General features: G+C 66.5%; 18 protein-coding genes. 7 read left to right on the top strand and 11 right to left on the bottom strand.

Annotation, left to right across the window (positions count from 1 at the left end):
• Positions 1 to 161: 161 nt before the first annotated feature.
• Positions 162 to 797 carry a LuxR C-terminal-related transcriptional regulator gene (locus tag N825_RS38025; RefSeq protein ID WP_037456371.1) on the bottom strand — a complete coding sequence of 212 codons (636 nt, stop codon included), beginning with the start codon at positions 795 to 797 and terminating at the stop codon, positions 162 to 164.
• 409 nt (positions 798 to 1,206) lie between these two features.
• Between N825_RS38025 and N825_RS20735 the strand changes: the two genes are divergently transcribed.
• From N825_RS20735 to N825_RS40410, 3 genes are all read left to right on the top strand, one after another.
• Entirely contained in the window at positions 1,207 to 2,547 is a 1,341-nt protein-coding gene (locus tag N825_RS20735) for an MFS transporter (RefSeq protein ID WP_084164925.1), read from the top strand.
• Positions 2,548 to 2,910: 363 nt separating this feature from the next.
• The gene (locus N825_RS36740; RefSeq protein WP_051512688.1) at positions 2,911 to 5,619 is read left to right on the top strand and encodes an ATP-binding protein; all 2,709 of its coding nucleotides are present in this window, start codon (positions 2,911 to 2,913) and stop codon (positions 5,617 to 5,619) included.
• Positions 5,620 to 5,759: 140 nt separating this feature from the next.
• Positions 5,760 to 6,167 carry a DUF2934 domain-containing protein gene (locus N825_RS40410; RefSeq protein WP_157619449.1) on the top strand — a complete coding sequence of 136 codons (408 nt, stop codon included), beginning with the start codon at positions 5,760 to 5,762 and terminating at the stop codon, positions 6,165 to 6,167.
• Positions 6,168 to 6,227: 60 nt separating this feature from the next.
• Here N825_RS40410 and N825_RS20720 read toward each other — a convergent pair whose 3' ends face one another.
• The 3 genes from N825_RS20720 to N825_RS20710 form a co-directional block, all read right to left on the bottom strand.
• Positions 6,228 to 6,443 (bottom strand): hypothetical protein, encoded by a 216-nt coding sequence (locus tag N825_RS20720; RefSeq protein WP_037456368.1) that lies wholly within the window; start codon positions 6,441 to 6,443, stop codon positions 6,228 to 6,230.
• Positions 6,444 to 6,618: 175 nt separating this feature from the next.
• A complete protein-coding gene (locus N825_RS20715; RefSeq protein ID WP_063833888.1) occupies positions 6,619 to 8,376 on the bottom strand; it encodes a monovalent cation:proton antiporter-2 (CPA2) family protein in 1,758 nt (585 codons plus the stop codon).
• A gap of 37 nt (positions 8,377 to 8,413) precedes the next feature.
• Positions 8,414 to 9,112 carry a Crp/Fnr family transcriptional regulator gene (locus tag N825_RS20710; protein WP_037456365.1) on the bottom strand — a complete coding sequence of 233 codons (699 nt, stop codon included), beginning with the start codon at positions 9,110 to 9,112 and terminating at the stop codon, positions 8,414 to 8,416.
• Between the two features lie 228 nt (positions 9,113 to 9,340).
• Here N825_RS20710 and N825_RS20705 point away from each other — a divergent pair, with 228 nt between their 5' ends.
• Together N825_RS20705 and N825_RS20700 are read left to right on the top strand one after the other, a co-directional pair.
• Entirely contained in the window at positions 9,341 to 10,090 is a 750-nt protein-coding gene (locus N825_RS20705; RefSeq protein WP_425423743.1) for a DUF502 domain-containing protein, read from the top strand.
• A gap of 94 nt (positions 10,091 to 10,184) precedes the next feature.
• A complete protein-coding gene (locus tag N825_RS20700; RefSeq protein ID WP_051512687.1) occupies positions 10,185 to 12,050 on the top strand; it encodes a chloride channel protein in 1,866 nt (621 codons plus the stop codon).
• 11 nt (positions 12,051 to 12,061) lie between these two features.
• Here N825_RS20700 and recG read toward each other — a convergent pair whose 3' ends face one another.
• Complete coding sequence (gene recG / locus N825_RS20695; protein WP_037456363.1) at positions 12,062 to 14,143, bottom strand: ATP-dependent DNA helicase RecG; 2,082 nt, start codon at positions 14,141 to 14,143, stop codon at positions 12,062 to 12,064.
• A gap of 117 nt (positions 14,144 to 14,260) precedes the next feature.
• Here recG and N825_RS20690 point away from each other — a divergent pair, with 117 nt between their 5' ends.
• A complete protein-coding gene (locus tag N825_RS20690; RefSeq protein WP_245613181.1) occupies positions 14,261 to 15,100 on the top strand; it encodes a GNAT family N-acetyltransferase in 840 nt (279 codons plus the stop codon).
• Here N825_RS20690 and N825_RS20685 read toward each other — a convergent pair.
• The 4 genes from N825_RS20685 to N825_RS20670 form a co-directional block, all read right to left on the bottom strand.
• Positions 15,097 to 15,954 (bottom strand): ABC transporter permease, encoded by an 858-nt coding sequence (locus N825_RS20685; protein WP_051512686.1) that lies wholly within the window; start codon positions 15,952 to 15,954, stop codon positions 15,097 to 15,099. The two genes, N825_RS20690 and N825_RS20685, sit on opposite strands and share 4 nt — an antisense overlap.
• A 3-nt stretch (positions 15,955 to 15,957) precedes the next feature.
• Positions 15,958 to 16,893, bottom strand: coding sequence for an ABC transporter permease (locus tag N825_RS20680; protein ID WP_084164924.1), 936 nt, complete (start codon positions 16,891 to 16,893; stop codon positions 15,958 to 15,960).
• On the bottom strand, positions 16,890 to 18,215 hold the full coding sequence (locus tag N825_RS20675) for an ABC transporter substrate-binding protein (protein WP_037456355.1): 1,326 nt from the start codon (positions 18,213 to 18,215) through the stop codon (positions 16,890 to 16,892). Before N825_RS20675 ends, N825_RS20680 begins: the two co-directional genes overlap by 4 nt.
• A 76-nt stretch (positions 18,216 to 18,291) precedes the next feature.
• Positions 18,292 to 19,299, bottom strand: a complete 1,008-nt coding sequence (locus N825_RS20670) for an ABC transporter ATP-binding protein (RefSeq protein WP_037456352.1) — start codon at positions 19,297 to 19,299, stop codon at positions 18,292 to 18,294.
• Between the two features lie 184 nt (positions 19,300 to 19,483).
• On the opposite strand from N825_RS20670, the gene N825_RS20665 reads away from it, so the two are divergent.
• Positions 19,484 to 20,110, top strand: coding sequence for a phosphorylase family protein (locus N825_RS20665; RefSeq protein ID WP_037456349.1), 627 nt, complete (start codon positions 19,484 to 19,486; stop codon positions 20,108 to 20,110).
• Here the strand turns inward: N825_RS20665 and N825_RS20660 are convergent.
• Both N825_RS20660 and N825_RS20655 read right to left on the bottom strand, forming a co-directional pair.
• A complete protein-coding gene (locus N825_RS20660) occupies positions 20,070 to 20,861 on the bottom strand; it encodes a DUF3108 domain-containing protein (protein ID WP_037456346.1) in 792 nt (263 codons plus the stop codon). The two genes, N825_RS20665 and N825_RS20660, sit on opposite strands and share 41 nt — an antisense overlap.
• Before the next feature lie 87 nt (positions 20,862 to 20,948).
• A complete protein-coding gene (locus N825_RS20655) occupies positions 20,949 to 23,096 on the bottom strand; it encodes an RNA degradosome polyphosphate kinase (RefSeq protein WP_051512685.1) in 2,148 nt (715 codons plus the stop codon).
• Between the last annotated feature and the right edge of the window lie 145 nt (positions 23,097 to 23,241).

Here is a 23,241-nt window from a genome sequence, read left to right as displayed (position 1 = left end):
CGGAACCATGACAAGATCATTACCTTTCGCCGCGTCTTTATTGCGCTGCGGCAAAACGCCATCATCGGCCCTGGACACTGGGGAACGTCGGGAACGGCCGGAACCATGCCATATGGCGCGGTCCCGGCGTCGGGTTCCCAAGAGACACATTCGATCCAACCTCAGGCGCTGAGCATGCGCGGCTGGTCGAAGCCCTGGTGGATCGCCCACAAGGCCGCCTGCGTCCGGTTGGCCGCCTTGATCTTGCGCAGCAACTGCTTGACCGAGGCTTTGACCACCATCTCGCTGAGCGACAGGTGGTTGGCGATCATCCTGTTGCTGTCGCCGTTGACGAGCCGCCGCAGGATCTCGGCCTCCCGCGCCGTCAGGCCGCGCGGCGGCGCCGGCTTCGGCACGGGGATCTTGAAGGGAGTGAGGCCGGCGGGGAACAGCAACTGGCCATCCATCACCTTGTCGAGCGCCGAGATGAGTTCCTCCGGTCCATGGTCCTTGGTCAGGTAGCCATGGGCCTGGGCCTCGACCGCCTGACGCAGGTGGTCGGCTTGAAGGTTCGAGGTCAGCATCACCAGCCGGGCGTTCGGCAAGGCGGCGCGGAGCGCCTGGATCGAGCGCGGTTTGTCGGAACCGGGGTCGAGGACGATCAGCCGCGGCTCTTCCGTCAAATCCGACAGCGGGTGGGCCAACGCCTCCTCGATGGTCGCGTGCTCCGCGACCACATGGTAACGCGATCCCTCCAGCAGACGCGTCAGCCCTTGGCGGAACAGGCGGTGCGGGTCGATCAGCAGCGTCGAGGTCATCTGAATTCTCCATCGCGGGAACCTGACGCCACAAGACCACGGCCTGATCCGTGAGACAGTGAAGTAGTTCACAATCGATGAAGAAGTTTCTTTTTTTCGCGCTTCCTTAACGCATTGGGACCGACTGCCGCTGGGGGCGGCAACTTGTCCGATTCGTCGTGGTGCCATTTGGAGATGACAAAAAGATAGGCTCACGATTGTTCGATTGCGTCCTCCGAGTTGCTGAACTTGTTGGTCGAACGTGCCAAGGAATGCATCGGATCTCAAGATGATCCTTCTCATATTTCCAGCCGCGGTTTGTTCGACGAAATCCATCGGGATCGCCAAGTTCCGGTAGCGGGCCAACCGACCATCCCGGACCGTGGATCGGAGCGTTTGGCGGCACCGGCTTGTTGAAGGGGGTGTAGGAATGATGGGCGCCCTCGAACTTCCCCTGGGACGCTTCCCGCCCCGCCGCCCCGGAGCCAGACAGCCCTTGCGACCGATAACTCCCCCGACCAAATCCCCTGCCGGTTTTGGCGGCGTCGTCAGAGCCCTCCGCAATCCGAACTATGGCATCTACACCGCCGGTAACGCGGTGTCGCTGATCGGCACCTGGATGCAGAGGATAGCCGTTGGCTGGCTGACCTGGCAGCTGACCGGATCGGGCGCCTGGCTTGGCGCCATGGCTTTCGCCGATCTGTTTCCGACCGTCCTCGTCGGTCCCTTCGCGGGCGCGGTAGCGGACCGGTGGGACAGGCTGCGGGTGACCAAGGTCAGCCAAACGCTGGCGATGCTCCAGTCGATCGTGCTCTTCATCCTGACATACTTGGATCTCATCGACATCGCCTCGCTCTTCGCTCTGACGGTGGCGCTCGGCGTGATCGCGGGGTTCAATCAGCCGGCGCGGCTGGCCCTGATCCCCAGCCTGGTCAAGCGCGAGGACCTCTCGGCCGCGGTCGCGATCAACTCGATCATCTTCAACTCCGCGCGCTTCGTTGGGCCGGCGGTCGCGGGGGTGATGATCGTGGCCGGCGGCATCTCCGCCGCGTTCGCGGCCAACGCCGTCAGCTTCGCGCTGTTCCTGGTCTCGCTGTCCTTCATCCGCGTCACGGGAGAGCGGCAGGAGTTTCCGGCGGCGCGCCGGTCGCTGCTCGGCGATGTCGGCGATGGCATCCGCTATACCGCTTCCCATCCGGGAATAGCGCCGATGATGCTCCTGCTCATCATCGTTTGCATGTGTGTCCGACCCGTTGTGGAACTGCTGCCGGGCTTCGCCGCGGCGGTCTTCGCGTCGGGCGCCGACGGATTGGCGGTGCTGACCTCCACCGTGGGAGCGGGAGCGGTCCTTGGCGGCCTCTGGCTGGTCCGCCGGAGCGACCCCGCCGGCCTGACGAACATCGCCTTGGGCAACACGCTGGTGCTGGCGCTGGCCTTGCTGGCCTTCGTCGCGACCGATCGCTGGTGGATCGCGTTGCCAGCGCTGGCGGTGCTCGGGGCCTGCATGGTGGTCACCGGCGTCGGGACCCAGACCCTCCTTCAACTCTCCGTCGCCACCGAGATGCGGGGCAGGGTGCTCAGCCTCTATGGCGTGATCTTCCGCGGCGGCCCGGCGATCGGTGCCCTGGTCATGGGGGTCGCGTCGGAACACCTGGGGCTTCGGCTACCGCTGGCCATCGGCGCCGGTTTGGCGATGCTGGCGTGGCTGTGGACTTGGCTGGGTCGCGCCAGGATCACCGGAGCGCTCGAGTCCCAGGGTAATGCGGACTGATGATCAATGGTGTGGACGATCTCGCGAGATTTGAAAATCCATAGTTATGGCGAGTTATGACCCATGAATGAGTATTCGATCTAAATTCTATTTACTAAGGTTCCGTGATTATCCTCAATATTTCGTTTTATTGATCTCGATTGCGCCACGACATTGCCAAGACATGGCTTGTGGACTTGATCGCAACCATCCTCCGACATTCGCAATGGTCATCAACACTTCTTATCAGGATGTGAGGTGGACATCATGATGGAAGTCTTTTTGTCTCTAGACATCTGAGGTAGCCTAAGTCGTCTGAAATATGTCATAAAACCAGTCAACTCGGTCTTGGGGCACCGGTTCCAGAACGCTGAAGGCGCAGGAATGCCGATCAAAGCCGATCTGATATGGGGAGTTTTGTTCGGGCTGCGGGTGCGTCTGGTGCTTCTCGTCGCCTGCGGATTGATCCCCCTGTCCATCCTGGTGCTCACCCAGCTGGGGCGCCAGCGGGACGACGTCCTGGCCGAGGCCCATGAAGGGATCAGGGCGGTGGCGCGTCAGGCCGCCGTCAGGCAGGCCGAGGTGCTGGGGCAGGTGCGGGGCCTGCTGGAGGTGTTGAGCGCCATTCCCACGCTGAGGGAGTTCCAGGCGGGTGCTTGCGACGAGATGCTGGGCCAGATCCGCGATCACTATCCCGGCGTCACCTCCATCTGGTTCGCCACTCCGGACGGCCGGGTGCCTTGCAGCGACCAACCCTCCGGTCACAATCTCAGCATGGCGGAGCGCGATTATTTTCAGCGAGCCTTGGCGGGTGGCGAGTTCGTCGTCAGCGACTATCTGATCGGCCGCGTCAGCCGCCGGCCCGTCCTCGCCACCGCGTTGGCGTTCCGGGGGCCGGACGGGCCGATCGCGGGTATCGCGATGGCGGCGGTCGACATCGACTGGCTCCACCGGATGGCGGAGCGGACGGTCGGCGGAACGGGCTTGAGCCTCGTCCTGATCGATGGCAAGGGCACGCTGCTCGCGGAGGTCCCCCCCGGCCCGGCGCCGGTCGGCCAGCCAGCCGGCGGAAACCCCCTGGTCGCCGCGATGCTGGGGACGGCGGAAGGCCGCTTCGAGACGGTGGACGACTCCGGTGTCCAGCGCTTGTACGCCCATGTGCCGCTGCCCGGTACCAACGCGCGCTTGGCGGTCGGGCTGGAGCGGGCGACGGTCCTGGCGCGGGTCGACCGGCAACGCGTCGTCAGTCTCGTCACCCTGGTCCTGGCGACGGTGGCGTCGCTGATCGCCGCCATCGTCGCGGGGGAGGTGCTCATCGTGCGCCGGCTGGACCGGCTGCGGGAGGTGGCGGCGCGGCTGGGGCGCGGCGATTTGTCGGTGCGCGCCCACGTGCCTCCCGAAGCCGAGTTGCGGGAGCTGGCCGTCGCCTTCAACGACATGGCCGACAGCATCGAGCGGCGGGAAAAGAGCCACCGCGACAGCGAGGCCCGCTTCCGCGACATGGCCGAGGTGTCCAGCGACTGGTTCTGGGAAACCGGTCCGGACAATCGCTTCACCTACATCTCCAAGGGGATCGCGCTGACGGGCGCCGGTCCGGAGATGTTCATCGGTGCCAGCCGGGAGGAATTGCGCGCCGCGGAGGTCGATCCGACCGAGCTGCCCGGCTGGGAGACCTACGCCGCCGACATAGCGGCGCGCCGGCCGATCCGCGACTTCACGTATAGGATCGTGGCGCCGGACGGATCGGTCCGCCACCTCGCCAGCAGTGGCAAGCCGGTGTTCGACGACGCGGGCGTCTTCGTCGGCTATCGCGGCGTCGGCCGCGACGTCACCGGCGAGGTCGAGGCCGAGCTGGAGATGCGGCGCGCGCGCGCCGCCGCCGAGTCGGCGAACCTCGCCAAGTCGCAGTTCCTGGCGATCATGAGCCATGAACTCCGCACCCCCATGACCGGCGTGCTCGGCACCATGGATCTCCTGGCCGACACGGGCCTGACGGACGAGCAGAACCAATGGCTAGGCATCATGCGCGGCTCGGCCGAGACCCTGATGACGGTGCTGAACGACATTCTGGACTTCTCCAAGATCGAGGCGGGGCAACTCCATTTCGAGGAGGTGGATTTCAAGCTGAGCTCGGTGACCCACGAGGTGGCCTCGCTCTTCGCGAGGCTGACGGAGGGCAAGCGGCTGGAATTCGCCGTCGTCTCGGATGACTTGGAGCGCCGGAACCTGGACGATGTCCGCGGCGATCCGGTCCGGCTGCGGCAGGTGCTGTGGAACCTGGTCGGCAACGCCGTCAAGTTCACCCAGCATGGACGCATCGGGATCCGCGTCACCGTGGCGGATCCCGGCGCCGAGGTCCTCCGCGTGATGTTCGAGGTTTCCGATACCGGCATCGGCATCGGCGAGGAGCAGCGGGAGCACCTGTTCGAGCCGTTCTCCCAGGCGGACGCCTCGACCACCCGGCGTTTCGGGGGGACCGGCCTCGGTCTCGCGATCTGCAAGCGGCTGGTGGAGGGCATGGGCGGCGCCATCGGCGTCACCAGCGTGCCGGATGTCGGATCGACGTTCTGGTTCACCGTCCGGCTGGGGCGCGCGACGTCGCGGGACCCGGCCTCCCGGGACACGGCGCCGCCCGCCGAGGAGGTGCCGGTGACCGCCACGCCCAGGCGCGTCCTGCTGGCGGAGGACAACGACCTCAACCGGCTGCTGGTGACCACCATGTTGCGGCGCATGGGTCATGATGTCATGGCGGTGGAGAACGGCCTGCGCGTCATCGAGGAGATCGGCCGCGGCGTCCACGACATCGTGATCATGGACCTTCACATGCCGATGATGACCGGCGAGGAGGCGGCATTGCGCGTTCGGGCTATGGAAGTGCCTTGGCGCGACCTGCCCTTGGTGGCGCTCACCGCCGACGCCATGCCGCCACGGTCCGAGCGGATCCAGGCCATTGGCTTCGACGCCTGCCTGACCAAGCCGGTGGACTGGCGTCAACTGGGCGAGATCATCGCGCGCCTGACCAGCGCCCGCGATGGGGAGGATGGCGCCGGTCAGGGTTCCGGCGCCGAAGTGGAATCAACCGCGGGATGGTGAGGGAACCGGGGCTTTCCCTGTCCGTTAGCGTCGGACAACCGACTGGTTCGGCGCGAAGCGTTCGTGGCGCGCTGCCCCGGGGGACCTAGCGATGGAATTGTCAGGATTGCCGGAAACCGGCCAAGGGAGAGCTGCCTCAAATGAGCTTGATCGACGACGTTGAAAAGCGGGTGGAGCAACGCGCCTACGAGATTTGGCGGCGCGAGGGATGCCCCGAGGGCCGCGACGCGGACCATTGGGTGCTTGCCAAGGAGGAGATCGCGATCGAGGACAACCAGAGCCAGGCTCTGATGCCAAACCCGTCACAGGGCGGCGACGACACCGTGGTTCATTCCGAGCCGGTCGAGCCGCTGCTCGCCGCGGAGACTCTGGGGGAGGATACCGGCGGTCCGACCAACCAGTCGGAAGAGCAGCCACTGCCTAAGAAAACACGTGCCCGCCGTGCGCCCGCCGCCAAGACCGCCCCAGCGGGAGAGCCGGAACCCGCTGGGTCTAGCGCTCCGGAGGCGTCCAAACCGGCGCGCGCCCGGAAGAAGGCCAAGGAATAGGGCCGGTCGGGGGAAAGGCTTCAAACCGATAACCGTCGAAAGGGCCGGGCGTCGTCGGGGTCACGCCGCGTCGTTGACCGCGATCAGCCCGCCCAAGGCGCCATAGGCCTTGCGGTCCGAGCGCATCAGTTCAAGCGTCTCCCGAAGACTCTCCTGCGCGAACGAGCAGGACTGCCGATCGAGTTCGGCGCGGGTCAGTTCGATGAAGCTGTCCAACAGGCGCGCATGCACTCGGCAGGCGGAACGGAGTTCGGAGGCGATGATCGGAGTACGCATGGCGGCTGGCCCTTCGGCTCATGTTGAACGTGTCCCCATTAAGCTGATTCCCGGTTAATGACCCGTAAATGCTGGCATTCGCCAAGCGTCTTCAGAAGAACTACCCCTTTGGAGCGACGTCCTTCGAAGGCTTCATGACCCCGTGATCCGTCCTGTTCCAAGTGATCGGGTGAGCTTACCTTGCTCCGCGTTTCCTCTCCTCGGGTGAGGTGGTCGGCGCTGGATCCGGCTTGGGTGGGATCAGGTTGGTCAGCTTGGCGTAGGCTTCGACACGGAACTCCTCCAGCACCTCGGCCACCTCTTCGGACGACCTGCCGAGCGAGCGGAGCAGCAGGCCGCCAAGCCGCAGGCTTCCCTCCATCATCTCCGGCACCACATGGGTGGCGCCGGACGCGCGCAGATGGACCTGATGTTCGTGATCGCGCGCCCGGGCGTGGATGTCCAACATCGGGCATAGCCTGCGGATCGCCTCGACCGCCCGCTCCGCCGCCTGTGGCTGGTCCAGCGTCACCACCGCCGCGCGGGCGCGGTCGATCCCGGCGGCCCGCAGCACCTCCGCCCGGCTGGCGTCGCCATAGTAGATCGGCAGCCCGCGCGCCCGTCCTTCCGCGACCCGCGACGGCTCCAGATCGAACGCCATGTAAGGCAGTCTTTGCGCGTCGAGCAGCCGGGCGATGGTCTGGCCGACCCGGCCGAAGCCCGCGATGATCACGTGTCCCTTGAAGTCGCGGGCGTCGCCCTCCAGCCGACGGAGTTCCGCCGGCACGATCCGGGGTGACAGCGCCTTGGCGAGCAGCCGCCCCGCCGCCATCAGGAATGGCGTCAGCGCCATGCTCAGCGCCACCACCGCCAGCATCAGCTGGCCGGTCGCCGGTGACAGGACGCCCACCGTCATCGCGAGGCTGAACAACACGAAGGCGAATTCGCCGCCCTGTCCCAGGCTCAGGCCGACATGCGCCGCGACCGCGAAGGGAAAGCCGAAAGCGCGGCACAGCAGGCCGGTCACGACGGCCTTGCCCAAAACCAGCGCCGCGACCAGCGCCAGCACCAAGGGCGCCTGCCCGACGATCAGCCCCAGGTCGATGGTCATGCCGACAGTCATGAAGAACAGGGCCAGCAGGATGCCGCGGAAGGGCTGTATGTCGCCCTCGACCTGATGTCGGAACTCCGTCTCCGCGATCAGCAGGCCGGCGAGGAACGCTCCGAGCGCCATCGACAGTCCCGCCAACTCGGTCAGGTAACCGACGCTGAGCACCACCAGCAGCGTGACGCTGGTGAACAGTTCGGGTGATTTGGCGGCCGCGACCACGCGCAGCGCCGGCCGCAGGATCAGACGCCCCACCACCACGATGATGACCAGCACACCGATCGCCTTCAGCGCCGCTATGCCCAGCGCGCCGGCCAGCCGGGTCCCGCCGGCGGCCAGCAGGGGCACCAGCGTCAGCAGCGGGACGACCGCCAAGTCCTGGAGCAGCAGCACGGCGAACGACAGCCGGCCATGCCGGGTCGACAGCTCGCCCCGCTCGACCAGGATCTGCAGCACGATGGCGGTGGACGACAGAGCCAGCCCACCGGCCAGGATGGCGGCCGCCTCCCGTGGCTGGCCGAGCCAGCGGGCGCCCAGATAGAACAGCGCGGCGGTGAGGATGACCTGCAAGCCGCCCAAGCCGAAGACATGGAGCCGAATCGCCTTGAGCCGCTCGATCGACAGTTCAAGCCCGATCGTGAACAGCAGGAACACGACGCCGAAATTCGCCAGCACCGTGACGCCGTGGACATCGGACACGATCGCCATGCCGGCGGGTCCGATCAGGGTTCCAGCGACCAGATAGCCCAGCACGGGGCTGGACCGCAGCCTTTGGAAGATGGGAACCACCAGGACGGCGGCGGCGAGGATGATCAGGACGTCTTGAAGGCTTTGATTGGCGTGCATGCGCGGCTCGGTGGCGACGGACTGTGGCGGACGCGTATCACTCGCCCCGGACTTCCTCCACCATATCGACCAATCGCGTATAATCCTTAACGACGAGCGCGTGGCTGCGCCGCTCGACGATGCCGCTCCGCGACAGATCGCTCAAGACCCGGGCCACAGTCTCGCGCGTCGTGCTGACCCGGCTGGCGATGTCGCCATGGACCGGGATCGGCGAGATCTCCGCCGTGTTGTCCGCTTTCAGTCCGGGCTTGGCGAGACGCACCAGTTCCGCGTGGACCCTGTTGTTGGCGCCCAGTGTGCTGAGGTCCATGATCCGGCCGGTGGCGCGGCGGATGATCGCCGCCAGCCGCCGCATGAACAGCAGCGCCACCTTGGGATGGGTGGTGACGATCTCCTGGAACAGCCGAGGAGGTACGAAGGCGATCAGCGTGTCGGTCAGCGCCACCACCGTCGCCGACCGGGGCTCGCCGTCCACCGCCGACAACTCGCCGATATAGCCGCCGGCGGAAACGTCGTCGAAGCTGATCTCGCGCCCCGACATGGAGAACATCACGACGCGCACCCGGCCCTCGACAACCAAGCAGGCGTCCCGCGTCTCGCTGAGGTGGTCGATGATCTGTTCGTCCGCCTTGTAGCGGCGCCAGCCGCACTGGCGGACGATGGCCGACCTTTCGTCCGGCGTCAGCGACGCCAGCAGATCGATCCGGTCGAGCGATGCGACCTGCGTTTCGGACACGGCTGAACTCTCCGGGCATATGACGGTCTATGAAGGATAGCGCACCCCGTCGCGGCCCGCGACCCCTCCCCTTGATGGGGAGACCCATTGTATGCTTGCAAGTTGAACCAATTTTATCAAGAGCGGCCAATCAAGCCCACCTAACGTCCAATGGGCCGCCCAACAAAACATTGTGCCATCGGGGCGTCCGGCCCATCATCGATCAACCTCCCAGGTCAGGTTAAGCCCGTGCTCCCCGAAAAAACCATCAAGCCAGCCGACACACAGGCCGCCGCGTCCGGAAAAGCCGCCAAGCCACTCAGGATCGGCATGATGGGCCGCCTGCGGGCCTATTTCCTGGCCGGCATCCTCGTCACGGCGCCGGTCGCCATCACGCTCTACCTGGCCTGGGCGGTGATCAACCTGATCGACACCGCCGTCTCGCAGCTGATCCCGGCGACCTACAATCCGGAAAACTACTTGCCGTTCAGCGTTCCCGGCCTGGGTGTCGTGATCGTCCTGGTGGCCTTGACCCTGACGGGCGCCTTGACGGCCGGCGTGATCGGCCGTCTGGTGGTTCGCGCTGGCGAGTCCGTGCTGGCGCGCATGCCGGTGGTGCGCGGCGTCTACGCCGCCACCAAGCAGATCATGGAGACGGTGCTGGCCAACCAGTCCGCCGCCTTCCGCGAGGTCGTGCTGCTGGAATATCCCCGGCGGGGCATCTGGACGATCGGTTTCATCAGCGGCACCACCCAAGGCGAGGTCAGGGACCTGACCGGCGAGGAGGTGGTCAACGTGTTCGTCCCGACCACGCCCAACCCGACCTCCGGCTTCCTGCTGTTCGTCCCGCGCACCGACCTCCGCGTGCTGGAGATGACGGTCGAGGAGGGGATCAAGATGGTGGTGTCCGGTGGCATCGTGGCGCCGCCCGACCGCCGCCCGGTCGAGAGCCGGGGCATGCCGCTGGAGCGCGAGAGGACGCGGGAAACGGTGGAATAACCGGCGGCGGTGCCGCTTCGCCCTCCGAGGTGTTAGGCAAGGGACGCCCAAACCGGCTCCGCCGGATCATTCGAGCGAAGCGCCAAGCACCATCATGTCGGAAGCTACCCGAAATCCTTCGGACACTCCCCGCGACGCGCCGGCCGAGCCCGCGGCCGTCCCGAAGCACACCGAGACGTGGTCGATCCGCCGCCTGAGCATGGCGATCCCGACGCGGAAGCTGCGCAACAGCGAGATGGTGCTGATCCTGATCAGCGGCGTGCTGGGCGGCGTGATCGGCTTGGGCGTGGTCCTGCTCCACGACCTCGTGGGCCTGCTGCACCGACTGGTCTTCGGAATCGCCGAAGGGCGCTATCTCAGCGAGGGTGTCGACATAGCACCCGCCGCCATGGTGCTGGGGCCGACGCTCGGTGGCCTTCTGGTCGGCACGCTGATCTTCTTCGTCCGCAAGATACGACCCGGCGAGATCGTCGACCCGATCGAGGCCAACGCGTTGTTCGGCGGCAAGATGTCGTTGATCGATAGTTTCCGGCTGACCATCTCGACGCTGATCTCCAACGGTTGCGGCGCATCGGTCGGGATGGAGGCGGCCTATACCCAGACCGGCTCCGGCTTGTCCTCCGCCGTCGGGCAGGTGATCCGCCTGCGCCGGGGCGACCTTCGCATCCTGACCGGCTGCGGGGCGGCCGCCGCCATCGCCGCCGCCTTCAACGCGCCGCTGGCCGGCGCCTTCTACGCCTTCGAACTGGTGATCGGCAGCTATACGCTGGCGGCGCTGGCGCCCGTCGCGGTCGCGGCCGTGGTGGCGACGCTGGTCGCCCGCCTCACCATCGGGACCGCGCCGATCTTCATGGTCGATGTCACCAGGGTCGGGGCGGGCGCGGTCGACTACGCCGCCTTCGCGCTGGTGGGATTCGCGTCCGGCTGGCTCGGCATCCTGACCATGCAGGCGGTGACCGTCTGCGAACGCTTCTTCCGCAGGCTGGCGCCCCAGATCTGGATCAGGCCGGCGCTTGGAGGGCTCTGCGTCGGCCTGATGGCGATGTGGGTTCCCCAAGTGCTGGGCAGCGGCCACGGCGCCCTCCAGATGAGCCTGGACGCCGGTTACACCCTGCCGGTGCTGCTCACGGTGCTGACGGTCAAGATCCTGGCGTCGGCGGTTTCGCTGGGTTCCGGTTTCCGGGGAGGGTTGTTCAGCTCGTCGCTGTTCCTCGGCAGCCTGTTTGGCGGCGTGCTGGCCCAAGTCGCCGACCGGGTCTATCCGGAACTCTCGGTCAGCGACACATCGTTCATGCTGGTCGGCATGGGCTCCGTCGCGGCGGCGATCATCGGGGCGCCGATCACCATGGTGATGCTGGTGCTGGAAAGCACCGCCGACTTCCCCGCCACGGTCGGCGTGTTGACCGGCGTCGTGGTCGCCAGCGTCGTGGTCCGCAAGGTCTTCGGCTACTCCTTCGCGACGTGGCGCTTCCACCTGCGCGGCGTCCCGATCCGGGGTGCTCATGACGTCGGCTGGATCGAGGACCTGACGGTCGGCCGCCTGATGCGCCGCGACCAGAAGGTGGTCGAGGAGGACATGAACATCGCCGCGTTGCGCCGGATCTATCCGCTGGGCAGCGTCAAGCAGGTGTTCGTGGTCGACGAGGCGGCCCAATACCGCGGCCTGATCGATATGGCGATGGTCCACAACCCCGATTTGGACGAGACGGCGGACAAGACCCAGGTGGCCACCCTGGTCCGGGGTGTCCGCTATTTCCTGCTGCCGCGCACCAATGTCAGGACCGCGCTCAAGCATTTCAGCGAGGCGGAGGAGGAAACCCTTCCCGTCCTGGACAGCCCGACCAGCCGCAAGGTGGTGGGCTACCTGACCGAAGCCTACGCCCTGCGGCGCTACAATCAGGAACTCGAGAAGCAGCGCAGCGACGAATTGGGCATGAAGAACCTCTACGGCTCGGACTGAGGCCGCCCCGGTCAGCCGGACCGCAGGTATTTGACCGCCTGCTCCCGTTCGAACAGGTACAGCAGAACGCGCAGCGCCCGCCCGCGCTCCGATTGAAGCTCGGGATCGCGGTCCAGGATCAGCCGGGCGTCGTCTCGCGCCACCGCCAGTAAATCGCCGTGAACAGCCAAGTCGGCCATGCGGAACTCCGGCAACCCGCTCTGGCGGGTGCCCAGCACCTCGCCAGCCCCCCGCAGGCGCAAGTCCTCCTCCGCGATCAGGAAGCCGTCCTCGGTGTTCTTCATGATCGTCAGTCGTGCCTTCGACGTCTCGCTCAACGGGTTGTCATACAGCAGCAGGCAGGTCGACGCCGCCGTGCCGCGGCCGATCCGTCCACGCAGCTGGTGCAACTGGGCGAGGCCGAAGCGCTCGGCGTGCTCGATCACCATGACGGAGGCCTCCGGCACGTTGACGCCGACCTCGATCACGGTGGTGGCGACCAGCACGTCCAGCCCGCCGCCCGCGAAGGCGGTCATCACGGCATCCTTGTCGGTCGGCTTCATCTTGCCATGGACCAGCCCGACCCGTTCGCCGATCATGCCGCGCAGCAGCGCGTGTCGGTCGGTGGCCGCCGCCAGATCGACCAGTTCCGACTCCTCGACCAGGGGGCAGACCCAATAGACGCGGGCGCCCTCGGCGATCTTGCGCTGGACGCCGGCGATCACCTCCTCCAGCCGGTCGATCGGGATCGTGATGGTCGTGATCGGCTTGCGGCCCGGCGGCTTCTCGGTCAGGCGCGACACGTCCATGTCGCCATAGGCGGTCAAGGTCAGCGTGCGCGGGATCGGCGTCGCGGTCATGACCAGCACGTCGACCGCCCGGCCCTTGGACGATAGCTGGAGCCGCTGATGGACACCGAAGCGGTGCTGCTCGTCGATCACCGCGACCGCCAAGTCGCGGAAGGCGACGTCCTCCTGGAACAGCGCGTGGGTCCCGACGATGATGTCGATCTCCCCGGCGGCCAGCCGCTCGTGGATGGCGGCCCGAGCCTTGCCCTTGTCGCGGCCGGTCAGCACGGCCAGCCGTACCCCGGCGGCCTCCGCCAGCGGCGTCAGCGTCTCGAAATGCTGGCGCGCCAGGATCTCGGTCGGCGCCATCAGGGCCGCCTGCGCCCCGGCCTCGACCGCGTTGAGCATGGCGAGCAGGGCCACGACCGTCTTGCCGCTGCCGACATCGCCTTGCAGCAGCCGCAGCATGCGCCGGTCCGCCCGCATGTCGTCGTAGATCTCCTCCAGCGCGCCCGCCTGCGCGCCGGTCAACGCGAAGGGCAGGGCGGCGGTCACCCGCTGGCGCAGCCTGCCGTCGCCGACCACGGAGCGGCCCGACAGCTTCCGCTGGTGCTGGCGGATCAGGGCCAGCGCCAACTGGTTGGACAGCAACTCGTCGAAGGCCAATCGGCCACGCGGCGGCGTCATGCCGGAGAGATCCGCCTCGTCCTGGGGATTGTGGACGGTGGCGAGGGCGGCCCGCCAGGACGGCCAGCCGCGCCGGGCGAGCCAAGCCGCGTCCTGCCACTCCGGCAGGTCCTTGGCGGCGGCCAACGCCGAGGCGACCGCTTTCCGCAATACTTTCGAGGCGAGCCCGGCCGTCATGGGATAGACCGGCTCCACTGGCTCGAACTCGCCCTTGGCATCGGCCGGGACGATGTGGTCCGGATGCGCCATCTGCGGCATGCCGTTGAACCACTCGACCTTGCCGCTGACGACGACCTGCTGCCCGATCGGCAACTGCTTCAACAGCCAGTCGCCCCGCGCGTGGAAGAACACGAGGTCGATCTCGCCGCTGTCGTCCCGGCATCGCACCTTGTAGGGGTGGCGCGGGTTCATGGGGGCGGAATGGTGCTCGACCCGGACCGTCAAGGTGGCGATGGCGTTGTCGGGAGCGTTCGCCACCTCCGGCGCGAAGCGGCGGTCGATGATGCCGGTTGGCAAGTGCCACAGCAGGTCCGCCACATGCGGTCCGACCAGCTTCTCGGTCAGCTTGCCGAGCTTCGGCCCGAGCCCCTTCAGCGTCGTGACCGGGGCGAACAGGGGGAACAGGATGTCTGGCCGCAAGGAGCGCCCTCGTTACGCGGGATGGGATGGCGGACTTAGCCGCGGGCGCGCCGTTGTCGCAAGTCCCGTGTCATGCTTCAATCCCGATCGACGTGATGAGTGGAGAGGGATGCCAACGTGACGATCAGGACCATGAGCCGGGGCGAGTTGGACCGGGTGATCCAATGGGCGGCGGACGAGGGATGGAACCCCGGCCTCGGCGACGCCGCCGCCTTCCACCTTGCCGATCCCACCGGCTTCCACATCGTCGAGGCTGACGACGGCCAGCCGGCCGCCGCGATCTCCGTCATCCGCTATGGCGAGCGATTCGGCTTCCTCGGCCTCTACATCGCCCGTCCGGGATATCGGGCGCGCGGCCATGGCATGACGATCTGGCGATCCGGCATGGAGTATCTGGCGGGCCGCACGGTCGGTCTCGATGGCGTGGTGGCCCAGCAGGAGAACTACCGAAAGTCCGGCTTCGCGCTGGCCCACCGCAACATCCGCCACCAGGGCGTCGTCCCCCCGGTCGAGGCGCCGGACGGCCTGACCAGCCTGACCGACATGCCGTTCGACACCTTGCTGGACTACGACCTGCCCCTGTTCGGGGCCCCACGCGCGGCCTTCCTGTCCGCCTGGATCGGCATGCCCGGCGTGATCGCCCTGGCGGCGGGAGCGTCGGCGGAAAGCTTCCAGGGCTACGCCGTGGCGCGCCCCTGCCGCGTCGGCTGGAAGATCGGCCCCCTGTTCGCCGACGATCCCGCCACCGCCGACGCCCTGTTCCGCGGCATCGCCACCCGCTTGCCCGCCAACGAGACGGTGATCCTGGACGTCCCGGAACCAAACCGCGCCGCCCTTGCCCTGGCGGCGCGCTTTGGGCTGACCCCGGCCTTCGAGACCGCCCGCATGTACGCCGGCCCGCCACCCGACATCGACCTCGCCCGCGTCTTCGGCATCACGACGTTCGAATTGGGCTAGACTCCCACCCCCGCGTCCGACCCGAGCCTCGCCCGCCGGCGCTGGACCAGCAGCACGCCGCCCAGGGCCGCCAGGATCACCAGGAATGAGAGCGCCGTCGTCAGGGTGCCCAGCGCGTAGAGCACCGGCGTGGTGACGTTGGTGGTCATGCCGTAGATCTCCAGCGGCAGTGTGTTGAAGCTGCCGGCCGTCATCAGGGTGCGGGCGAACTCGTCATAGGACAGCGTGAAGCCGAACAGGGCGATGCCGATCACGCTGGGGGCGATGATTGGCAGCACGACGAAGCGGATCGTCTGCCAAGGTGTGGCGCCCAAGTCGCGGGCGGCCTCCTCGTAGGCCCGGTTGAAGCGGTTGAAGATGGCGAACATGATCAGCAGGCCGAACGGAAGCGTCCAGGTCAGGTGCGCGCCGAGGCCAGAGCTGAACCAGTTGGGCTCGACGCCCACGATGTTGAACATCAGGCCGATGCCCAGGCTGACCAGGATCGACGGCACGATCAGGCTGGCGACCGCGATGTAGAAGATCACGCCCGAGCCCCGGAAGCGGTGCCGGAACCCCAGGCCCGCCGCCACCGAGAACAGCACCGTCACGACCATCACGATCAGGCCCAGGCTGACCGAGCGGGTCAGAGCACCACCGAAATCGCCGACCGCCTGCTGCTGGAACAGGTTGTGGAACCAGTGGGTCGAGACGCCGTTCATCGGGAAGGTCAGCCCGCCGTTCGGCCCTTGGAACGACAGGATCACGATGGTCGCGATCGGGCCATACAGGAACAGCACGAACAGCCCGAAGAACGCCGCCAGCAGGTAGAAGCTGAGCGGGCGTGGCTCACGGCCCTTGGCGGGTTTGGCCATGGCTCAAAGCTCCTTCCGGATATCGACGATCCTCAGCATCAGCGCCACCATCATCAGGACCACGAACAGCAGGACGACCGCGTTGGCCGCCGCGGCGGGGTATTGCAGCAGGGAGATCTGGTTCGCCATCATCAGGCCGACCGACGCGCTCTGCCCGCCGCTCATCAGGCGGACGGTGATGAAGTCGCCCATGACCAGCGTCACCACGAAGATCGAGCCGATCGCGATGCCCGGCTTGCTCAGCGGGATGATCACGTTGGTCAGGACCTGCCATCCGGTGGCCCCGGCGTCCACCGCCGCCTCGACCAGCGCGCGGTCGATCCGCATCATCGAATTGAAGATCGGCACGACCATGAACAGCACGTAGAGGTGGACGAAGGCCAGCACGACCGAGAAGTCCGAGAACAGCAGGAACTCCAGCGGCTGGTCGATCACCCCCATGGCGAGCAGCGTCGAGTTGAGCAGCCCGTTGCGGCCCAGGAACGGGATCCACGAGATCATGCGGATGATGTTCGACGTCCAGAACGGGATGGTGCAGATCATGAAGAGTGTGATCTGCCATGTCAGCGACCGGACGTGGAAAGCCACGAAATAGGCCACGGTGAACCCGATGCCCAGGGTCAGCGCCCAGGTCAGCACCGCGTATTTCAAGGTGTTGAGGTAGATCTGCCAGGTGACCGAAGAGGTCAGCAGCTCCTCGTAGTTCAGCATCATGAAATCCGGGATGACCCGGATCGAATCATAGTCCCAGAAGCTGACCACGATGATGGTGGCGATCGGGATCAGCAGGAAGATGGCGAAGGTGAGCGTGAGCGGCGCCACCTGGAGATAGGGGGCGATCGCCGCCGCCAGACGGCCCCTGTCGAGGCGCTTGTCCAGGCGGCGGGGCACCGCCCCCTCCCGGCGCTGGGCCGGGAGGGATTCGGCTCGATCGGTCATGCGGCGATGAACTCGTTCCACTTGCGGAGCATGTAGCGGTCCTCGTCCATCACGGCGTTCCAGCAGGCGACGGCGCCCATCCGCTCGTTGAACGATCCGCCGTCGCGGACGGCGCCGGCCTTCTCCATCACCTTGCCCTCGGGGCTGAGGATATCGGCGGCCGCCGGCTTGCCCTCCATCCAGAACGCCCATTCCTCGGGGCTCATGTGCTGCTTGGCGGTGTCGAGCACGGCGCTGTAATAGCCCTGGCGGTTCAGATAGGCGCCGACCCAGCCGGACAGGTACCAGTTGATGTACTCGTACGCCGCCTCCAACTCCAAGCCGCTGACATGCTTGGCGATGCCAAGCCCGCCGCCCCAGGCGCGATAGCCCTCCTTCAGCGGCTGGTAGACGCAGTTGATGCCCTTGGCGCGGACGGCGGCCACGGCGGGCGACCACATCGACTGGATCACGACCTCGCCCGAGGCCATCAGGTTGACGCTCTCGTCGAAGGTCTTCCAGAAGGCGCGGAACTGGCCGGCCTTCTTGGCCTCGATCAGCAGGGCGATCGTCTTGTCGATCTCCTCCTTCGTCATGTTGCCCTTGTCGCCGTACTTCATCTCGCCCATGGACTCGGCGACCATGGCGGCATCCATGATGCCGATCGACGGGATGTTCAGGATCGACGCCTTGCCCTTGAACGCGGGGTCGAGCAGGTCCTTCCACTGGGTGATCGGGCGGCCGATCAGGTCGGGCCGGATGCCCAGCGTGTCGGCGTTGTAAATGGTCGGGATCAGCGTCATCCACTGGGTCTGCGACTTGGCGAACTTGACCGAGTCCTTGCCCTCGACGAAGCCGACGGTGTGGGGCGCCGTGCCCTGCGCGATCGTCGATTCCGGCGTCAGCTTGCCGGTGATGAACAGCGGGACGATCTTGTCGAAGTTCTTGATCTTGCCGACATCCATCGGCTGCATGACGCCCGCCGGGAAGACCTTCTTGCAGATCCAGTATTCGATGTCGGCGATGTCATAGGACTTGGGCTGGGTCACCGCGCGCTGCGAAACCGCGTCGCTGTCGAGCGCCGTCATCTGAAGCGTGAAGCCCAGGTCCTCCTTGACCTTCTCGGCCACGGCATTGAGGTTCGACACGCCGGTGCCGAACTGGCGCAGCGTCACGTTCTTGATGTTCTGCGCCCAGATCGTGGGAAAGCCGGTGATGGCGCCGCTGCCCACCGCGAGGCCGGCGGCCGCCGCCGTGCCCTTCAGCGCCTGGCGGCGGGAAATGCCCAGTGTTTTGGTCCCAGGAGTCTTGGCCTTCGGCGGATTGGTCGAATCGCTGCTCATCTCTGAAGCCTCTCGTTTTTTGCTTGTCGGTTTATTGGATTTGGATGGCGGGTTCTTCGTTTCTGGTCCCGCTTCCTCAGGCGGCCAGCGGGTGCATGTCCTCCGCCGCCCACGTCGCGGTCACGGTGTCGCCGACATCGTGCGGCGCCGCGAAGAAGGCGTGTTCCGTGATGGTGATCGCGAACTCCTCGACGCCCGGCGCCGACAGCCTCAGATGCACCATCGGGCCTTGGTACTCGACCAGCCTGACAGTCCCCGTGAAGGTGTTGGTGCCGCCACTGGAGCCATCCGGAAGGATGCGGATGCGGTCGGTGCGGACGGCGACCTGCCTGCCGCCGGTGCCGTCGCGCGGCGCCAGGACGTTGTGGCCGCCGATGAAACGGGCGACGAAGGCGTCACGCGGCTGATTGAAGACCTCGCGCGGGGTTCCGGCCTGGGCGATCTTGCCGTTGTTCATCACGACGACCAGATCCGCCAGCGCCAGGGCCTCCTCCTGCCCGTGGGTGACATGGATGAAGCTGATGCCAAGCTCGCGTTGCAGGCGCTTCAGCTCCTCCCGCATCTTGACCCGCAGGAATGGATCGAGGGCTGACAGCGGCTCGTCCAGCAGCAGGGCGCTGGGGTTGGTGATCAGCGCCCGGGCCAGCGCCACGCGCTGTTGCTGGCCGCCGGAAAGCTGGGCGGGCAGGCGTTCGGCGTACTTGTCCATCTGGACGAGGTTCAGCAATTCCATCGCCTTGGCGCGGCGCTCCGGCTTCGCGACGCCTTTCAACTTGAGGCTGAAAGCGACGTTGTCGACGCAGGTGAGGTGCGGGAACAGCGCGTAGCTCTGGAACATCATCGCCGTCCCGCGCCGGGCGGGAGGCAGGTCGTTGATATGCGTGTTGCCGAGCAGGATGTCGCCGTCGGAGACGGATTCATGCCCGGCGATCATCCGCAGGGTCGATGTCTTGCCGCAGCCGCTGGGCCCCAGCAAACAGCAATAGGTTCCGGCCGGGATGCGCAGGTCGATCGCGTCGACCGCCGTCACCGGCCCATACATCTTGGTGACCGCAGCCAGTTCGATATCCGCCGGTCCGGCCATTCGCCTTCACTCCACCCTGTCTTGACGCGCCGACATTGATCGGCCGTTCAATGTTGAGCAATTTGGGTGCCACGGCGATGGCCTCGGCTAGGATGCCCGCCGTATTGACGCTTTGGGAGTTCAATGTGATCGCTTTTTATTCATATTCCAATTTTAGCCTAATTAATAGGCGGAATATCGGGGCATGACACCCGCGATCGTCGTCGGCATGGAGATGGAGGCCAGGATCGCCTGCGGGTCGGGTATGCCCGTCTCCCTGCTGGCCGGTGCCGCCGGTTTGCTGGCCGAAGGCGCCAGCGGATTGATCAGTTTCGGAATCGCGGGAGGCTTGGCGCCCGGACTGCTCGCCGGAACCCTCGTCGTAGCGAGCGAGGTGGTTCTGACCGATGGAACCCGGCTGCCCGCCCGCCCGGTCGAGTGCCGCGAAGCCATCATCGCGCCCATCGCGGCGGCGCCGGCGATCGTCTGGCGCGTCGCCGACAAGCGGGCGCTTCACCGGGGCACCGGTGCCGCCGCCGTCGATCTCGAAAGTGGCGAGGTGGCGCGCCTCTGCGCCGAGGCGGGAGTTCCGTTCGCCGTCATCCGGGCCATCGCCGATCCCGCCGGGCGGGAGCTTCCCCCCGCCGCCCTGATCGGCATGGGCGCCGATGGCCGGGTCGATCTGCCCGCCGTGATCCGGAGCGTGGCGCGCCGGCCCAGCCAGATCCCCGCCCTGATCGGGGTTGGCCTCGACACGAGACGCGCGCTTCGAACCCTCGCCGCGGTCGATCTCAGGCTTTGCTGGCCGACACCAGGTTCATCACGACGTTGATCCAGTCGAGATCGACCTGGATCCGCACCGGCACGCGCGCTTGGCCAGGCATCGGTTCCGCGAACCAAGCCGTCGCCGTGCGATCTACCCCGTACTGGAAGAACTCGCCATCCTCGCGGTCACGTTCGAAACCGGCCACGGGATGGATGCGGATGGTGCATTTTTCGGCCGCACCCTGGTGCATGTTGCGCGACGACTTCTGGAGCGTGTCCGGACCGTTGGAGGTGACGATCACGTCGTAGCGCCGCCGCCCGTCGAACACCGGGAAGGTGCCGGAACACCCCGTCTGGCCGCTGGCCGCGATCACGCCCACCGCGGCGCTGACTGGGTCGAGCGTGTTCGGCCGGAACTCCGGCGACACGGCGTTGGCCGACAGGTCGGACTGCGGCGGCTCCGCCGTGACCGAGACCTTGCCAGCCTTGTCATACCCCATGCTCAGCTTGCGGTGCCGGCTGCGCGTCTGCCGGTCGGACTGGAACCGTTCCGGCTCGACCTTGGCGCCGCCCTCGACCCGGCCATCGGCGCTCGCCCGATAGGACCAGCGCGACAGCAGGTCGATCAGCCGGCCACCCTTGGCCTCGACCGACGCCTTGTAGCGGTCGCTGTCGAGATCCAGCGTCATGCCGCCGCTGACGAGGAAAATTCCGCCGGCATAGACGTCGTAATCAAGCTTCATGGCCGGCGCGTCGGCCCAGGCCTGAAGCGGAAGAACGCACAGGGCCGCGGCGAGGCAGGTGCGGATCGGTGCCATGGTGGTTCCCCCGACCGTGTGGAGTGCTGATGAACATCATCGGCACTCTACATGGCGACATGGTGATACCATGGCAACCAGGGGCGTCTAGCCCCGGCCGTGCGTCCTGGCGCTGCCCCGGCCGGACAGGCTTGGGTTGTTCATGAAATAGGTGTGCGCGTTCGGCGCCTTGGGGTCGGCCTTCATGCGGATGAACTCGCCCTCGGGGTTCATGACCCAGCTCTGCGCCGTGTCCCGCAGGTTGGTGCCCATGATCTGCTCGACAATCTGCTCGTGGACCGTGGCGTTCTCGATCGGCACCAGCGTCTCGATGCGGCGGTCGAGGTTGCGCGGCATCCAATCCGCCGACGAGATGAAGACCTTCGCCTTGGCCGATGGCAGCCCATGGCCGTCGCCGAAGCACATGATCCGGCTGTGCTCCAGGAAGCGGCCGACGATGCTCTTGACCCGGATGTTCTCCGACAATGCCGGCACGCCCGGCCGCAGGCAGCAGATGCCGCGGATGATCAGGTCGATCTGGACCCCGGCGCCGGAGGCCTCGTACAGCTTGTCGATGATGTCCGGATCGACCAGCGAGTTCAGCTTGACCCAGATCGCCGCCTTGCGGCCGGCCTTGGCGTGGGCGATCTCGCGGTCGATCATCTCGACCAGACGCGAGCGCAGGGTCAGCGGCGCTATCGCCAGCTTCTCCAACTGCTGTGGCTTGGCGTAGCCGGTCATGTAGTTGAACATCACCGACGCGTCATGGCACAGCGCCGGGTCGCAGGTGAAGAACGACAGGTCGGTGTAGACCTTGGCGGTGATCGGGTGATAGTTGCCGGTGCCGAAATGGACATAGCTGTGCAGGCCGTCGGCCTCGCGCCGCATGACCAGCGACACCTTGGCGTGGGTCTTCAGGTCGACGAAGCCATAGACGACGTGGACACCGGCCCGCTCCAGGTCGCGCGCCCATTGGATGTTGGCCGCCTCGTCGAACCGGGCCTTCAGCTCGACCATCGCGGTCACCGATTTGCCGGCCTCGGCGGCCTCGATCAGCGCCGCGACGATCGGCGAGTTCTTGCTGGTCCGGTACAGCGTCTGCTTGATCGCCACGACCGCCGGATCGTGCGCCGCCTGGAGCAGGAACTGCACCACCACGTCGAAGCTCTCGTAGGGGTGGTGGACCACGATGTCCTTGTGCCGGATCGCCGCGAAGCAGTTGCCGCCGAAATCGCGGATGCGCTCGGGAAAGCGCGCGGTGAAGGGCGGGAACAGCAGGTCGGTCCGCTCGTCCAGGATCAGCTGCTTGACATCGGTCAGCGCGATCAGGCCGTTCTGCACGAAGACCTCGCTGGGGGCGACCCTCAACTCGCTGACCAGGAACTCGCGCAGGTCCTGGCTGGTCTCCGCCTCGACCGCGAGGCTGATCACCTTGCCGCGGCGGCGGCGCTTCAAGGCGCTCTCGAAGGTGCGGACGAGATCCTCCGACTCCTCGTCGATGTCGATCTCGCTGTCGCGCAGCACGCGGAACAGGCCCTGGCCGGACAGCTTCAAAGGCGGCGGGAACAGCCGGTCCAGGAACATCAGAACCAAGTCCTCCAGCAGCAGGAAGCGCGTGCCGGCGCCGGGCAGGCGGACGAATCGCTCCAACTGGTTGGGCAGCGGTATCAGCGCGTCGAGCGGCTCGACCTTCTCGGGGTCCTTCAATTGGAGCACCAGCGCCACGCCGCGATTGGCGATGAACGGGAAGGGGTGCGCCGGATCGACCGCGATGGGGGTCAGCACCGGAAAGATCTCGCGCAGGAACCGGGCCTCGGCCCAGGCTCGGTCCTCGTCGCCCAGGTCCTGGGGCGTCAGCACCTGGATGCCGGCGTCGCGCAACTCGTTCCACAGCAGGTTGGCGCAGCTCTGCTGCTGCTCGTCCAGCTTGATGATGGCCTGGTTGATCAGGGTCAGCTGCTGCTCGGGCAGGAGATTGTCCGGAGTCAAAGCCTTGACGCCGGCCCGTTCCTGCGCCTTCAGCGCCGCGACGCGGACCATGATGAACTCGTCCAGGTTGGCGGCCGAGATCGACAGGAAGCGAAGGCGTTCCAGCAGGGGGTGGTGGATGTTGAGCGCCTCGCCCAGGACCCTGTCGTTGAAGGCCAGCCACGACAGTTCGCGATTGATGAAGCGGTCGGGCGGCAGCGCCACGGGTTCCGGCTTCCTCGGCTGGTTGGCCTTCTTCTGGCTGGCGGCGTCCACGGTCGTATCCATATCCATCCCCTTGGGCCTTTTTATCGGCGGCCCCATTCACCGGAGCCGCAAGATGCCGCGACATTCATGGCCGCCGCATGACGGTTTTGTTAACATTTTACGCGATCTTTCAACCTGTGTCATATCGCCCTGCCGGACGCTTGAC

The organism is Skermanella stibiiresistens SB22, from assembly GCF_000576635.1.
GTDB classification, from domain to species: domain Bacteria; phylum Pseudomonadota; class Alphaproteobacteria; order Azospirillales; family Azospirillaceae; genus Skermanella; species Skermanella stibiiresistens.
The sequence above is the reverse complement of the archived record's forward strand: the minus strand, read 5'-3'. Positions and strand labels throughout refer to the sequence as shown.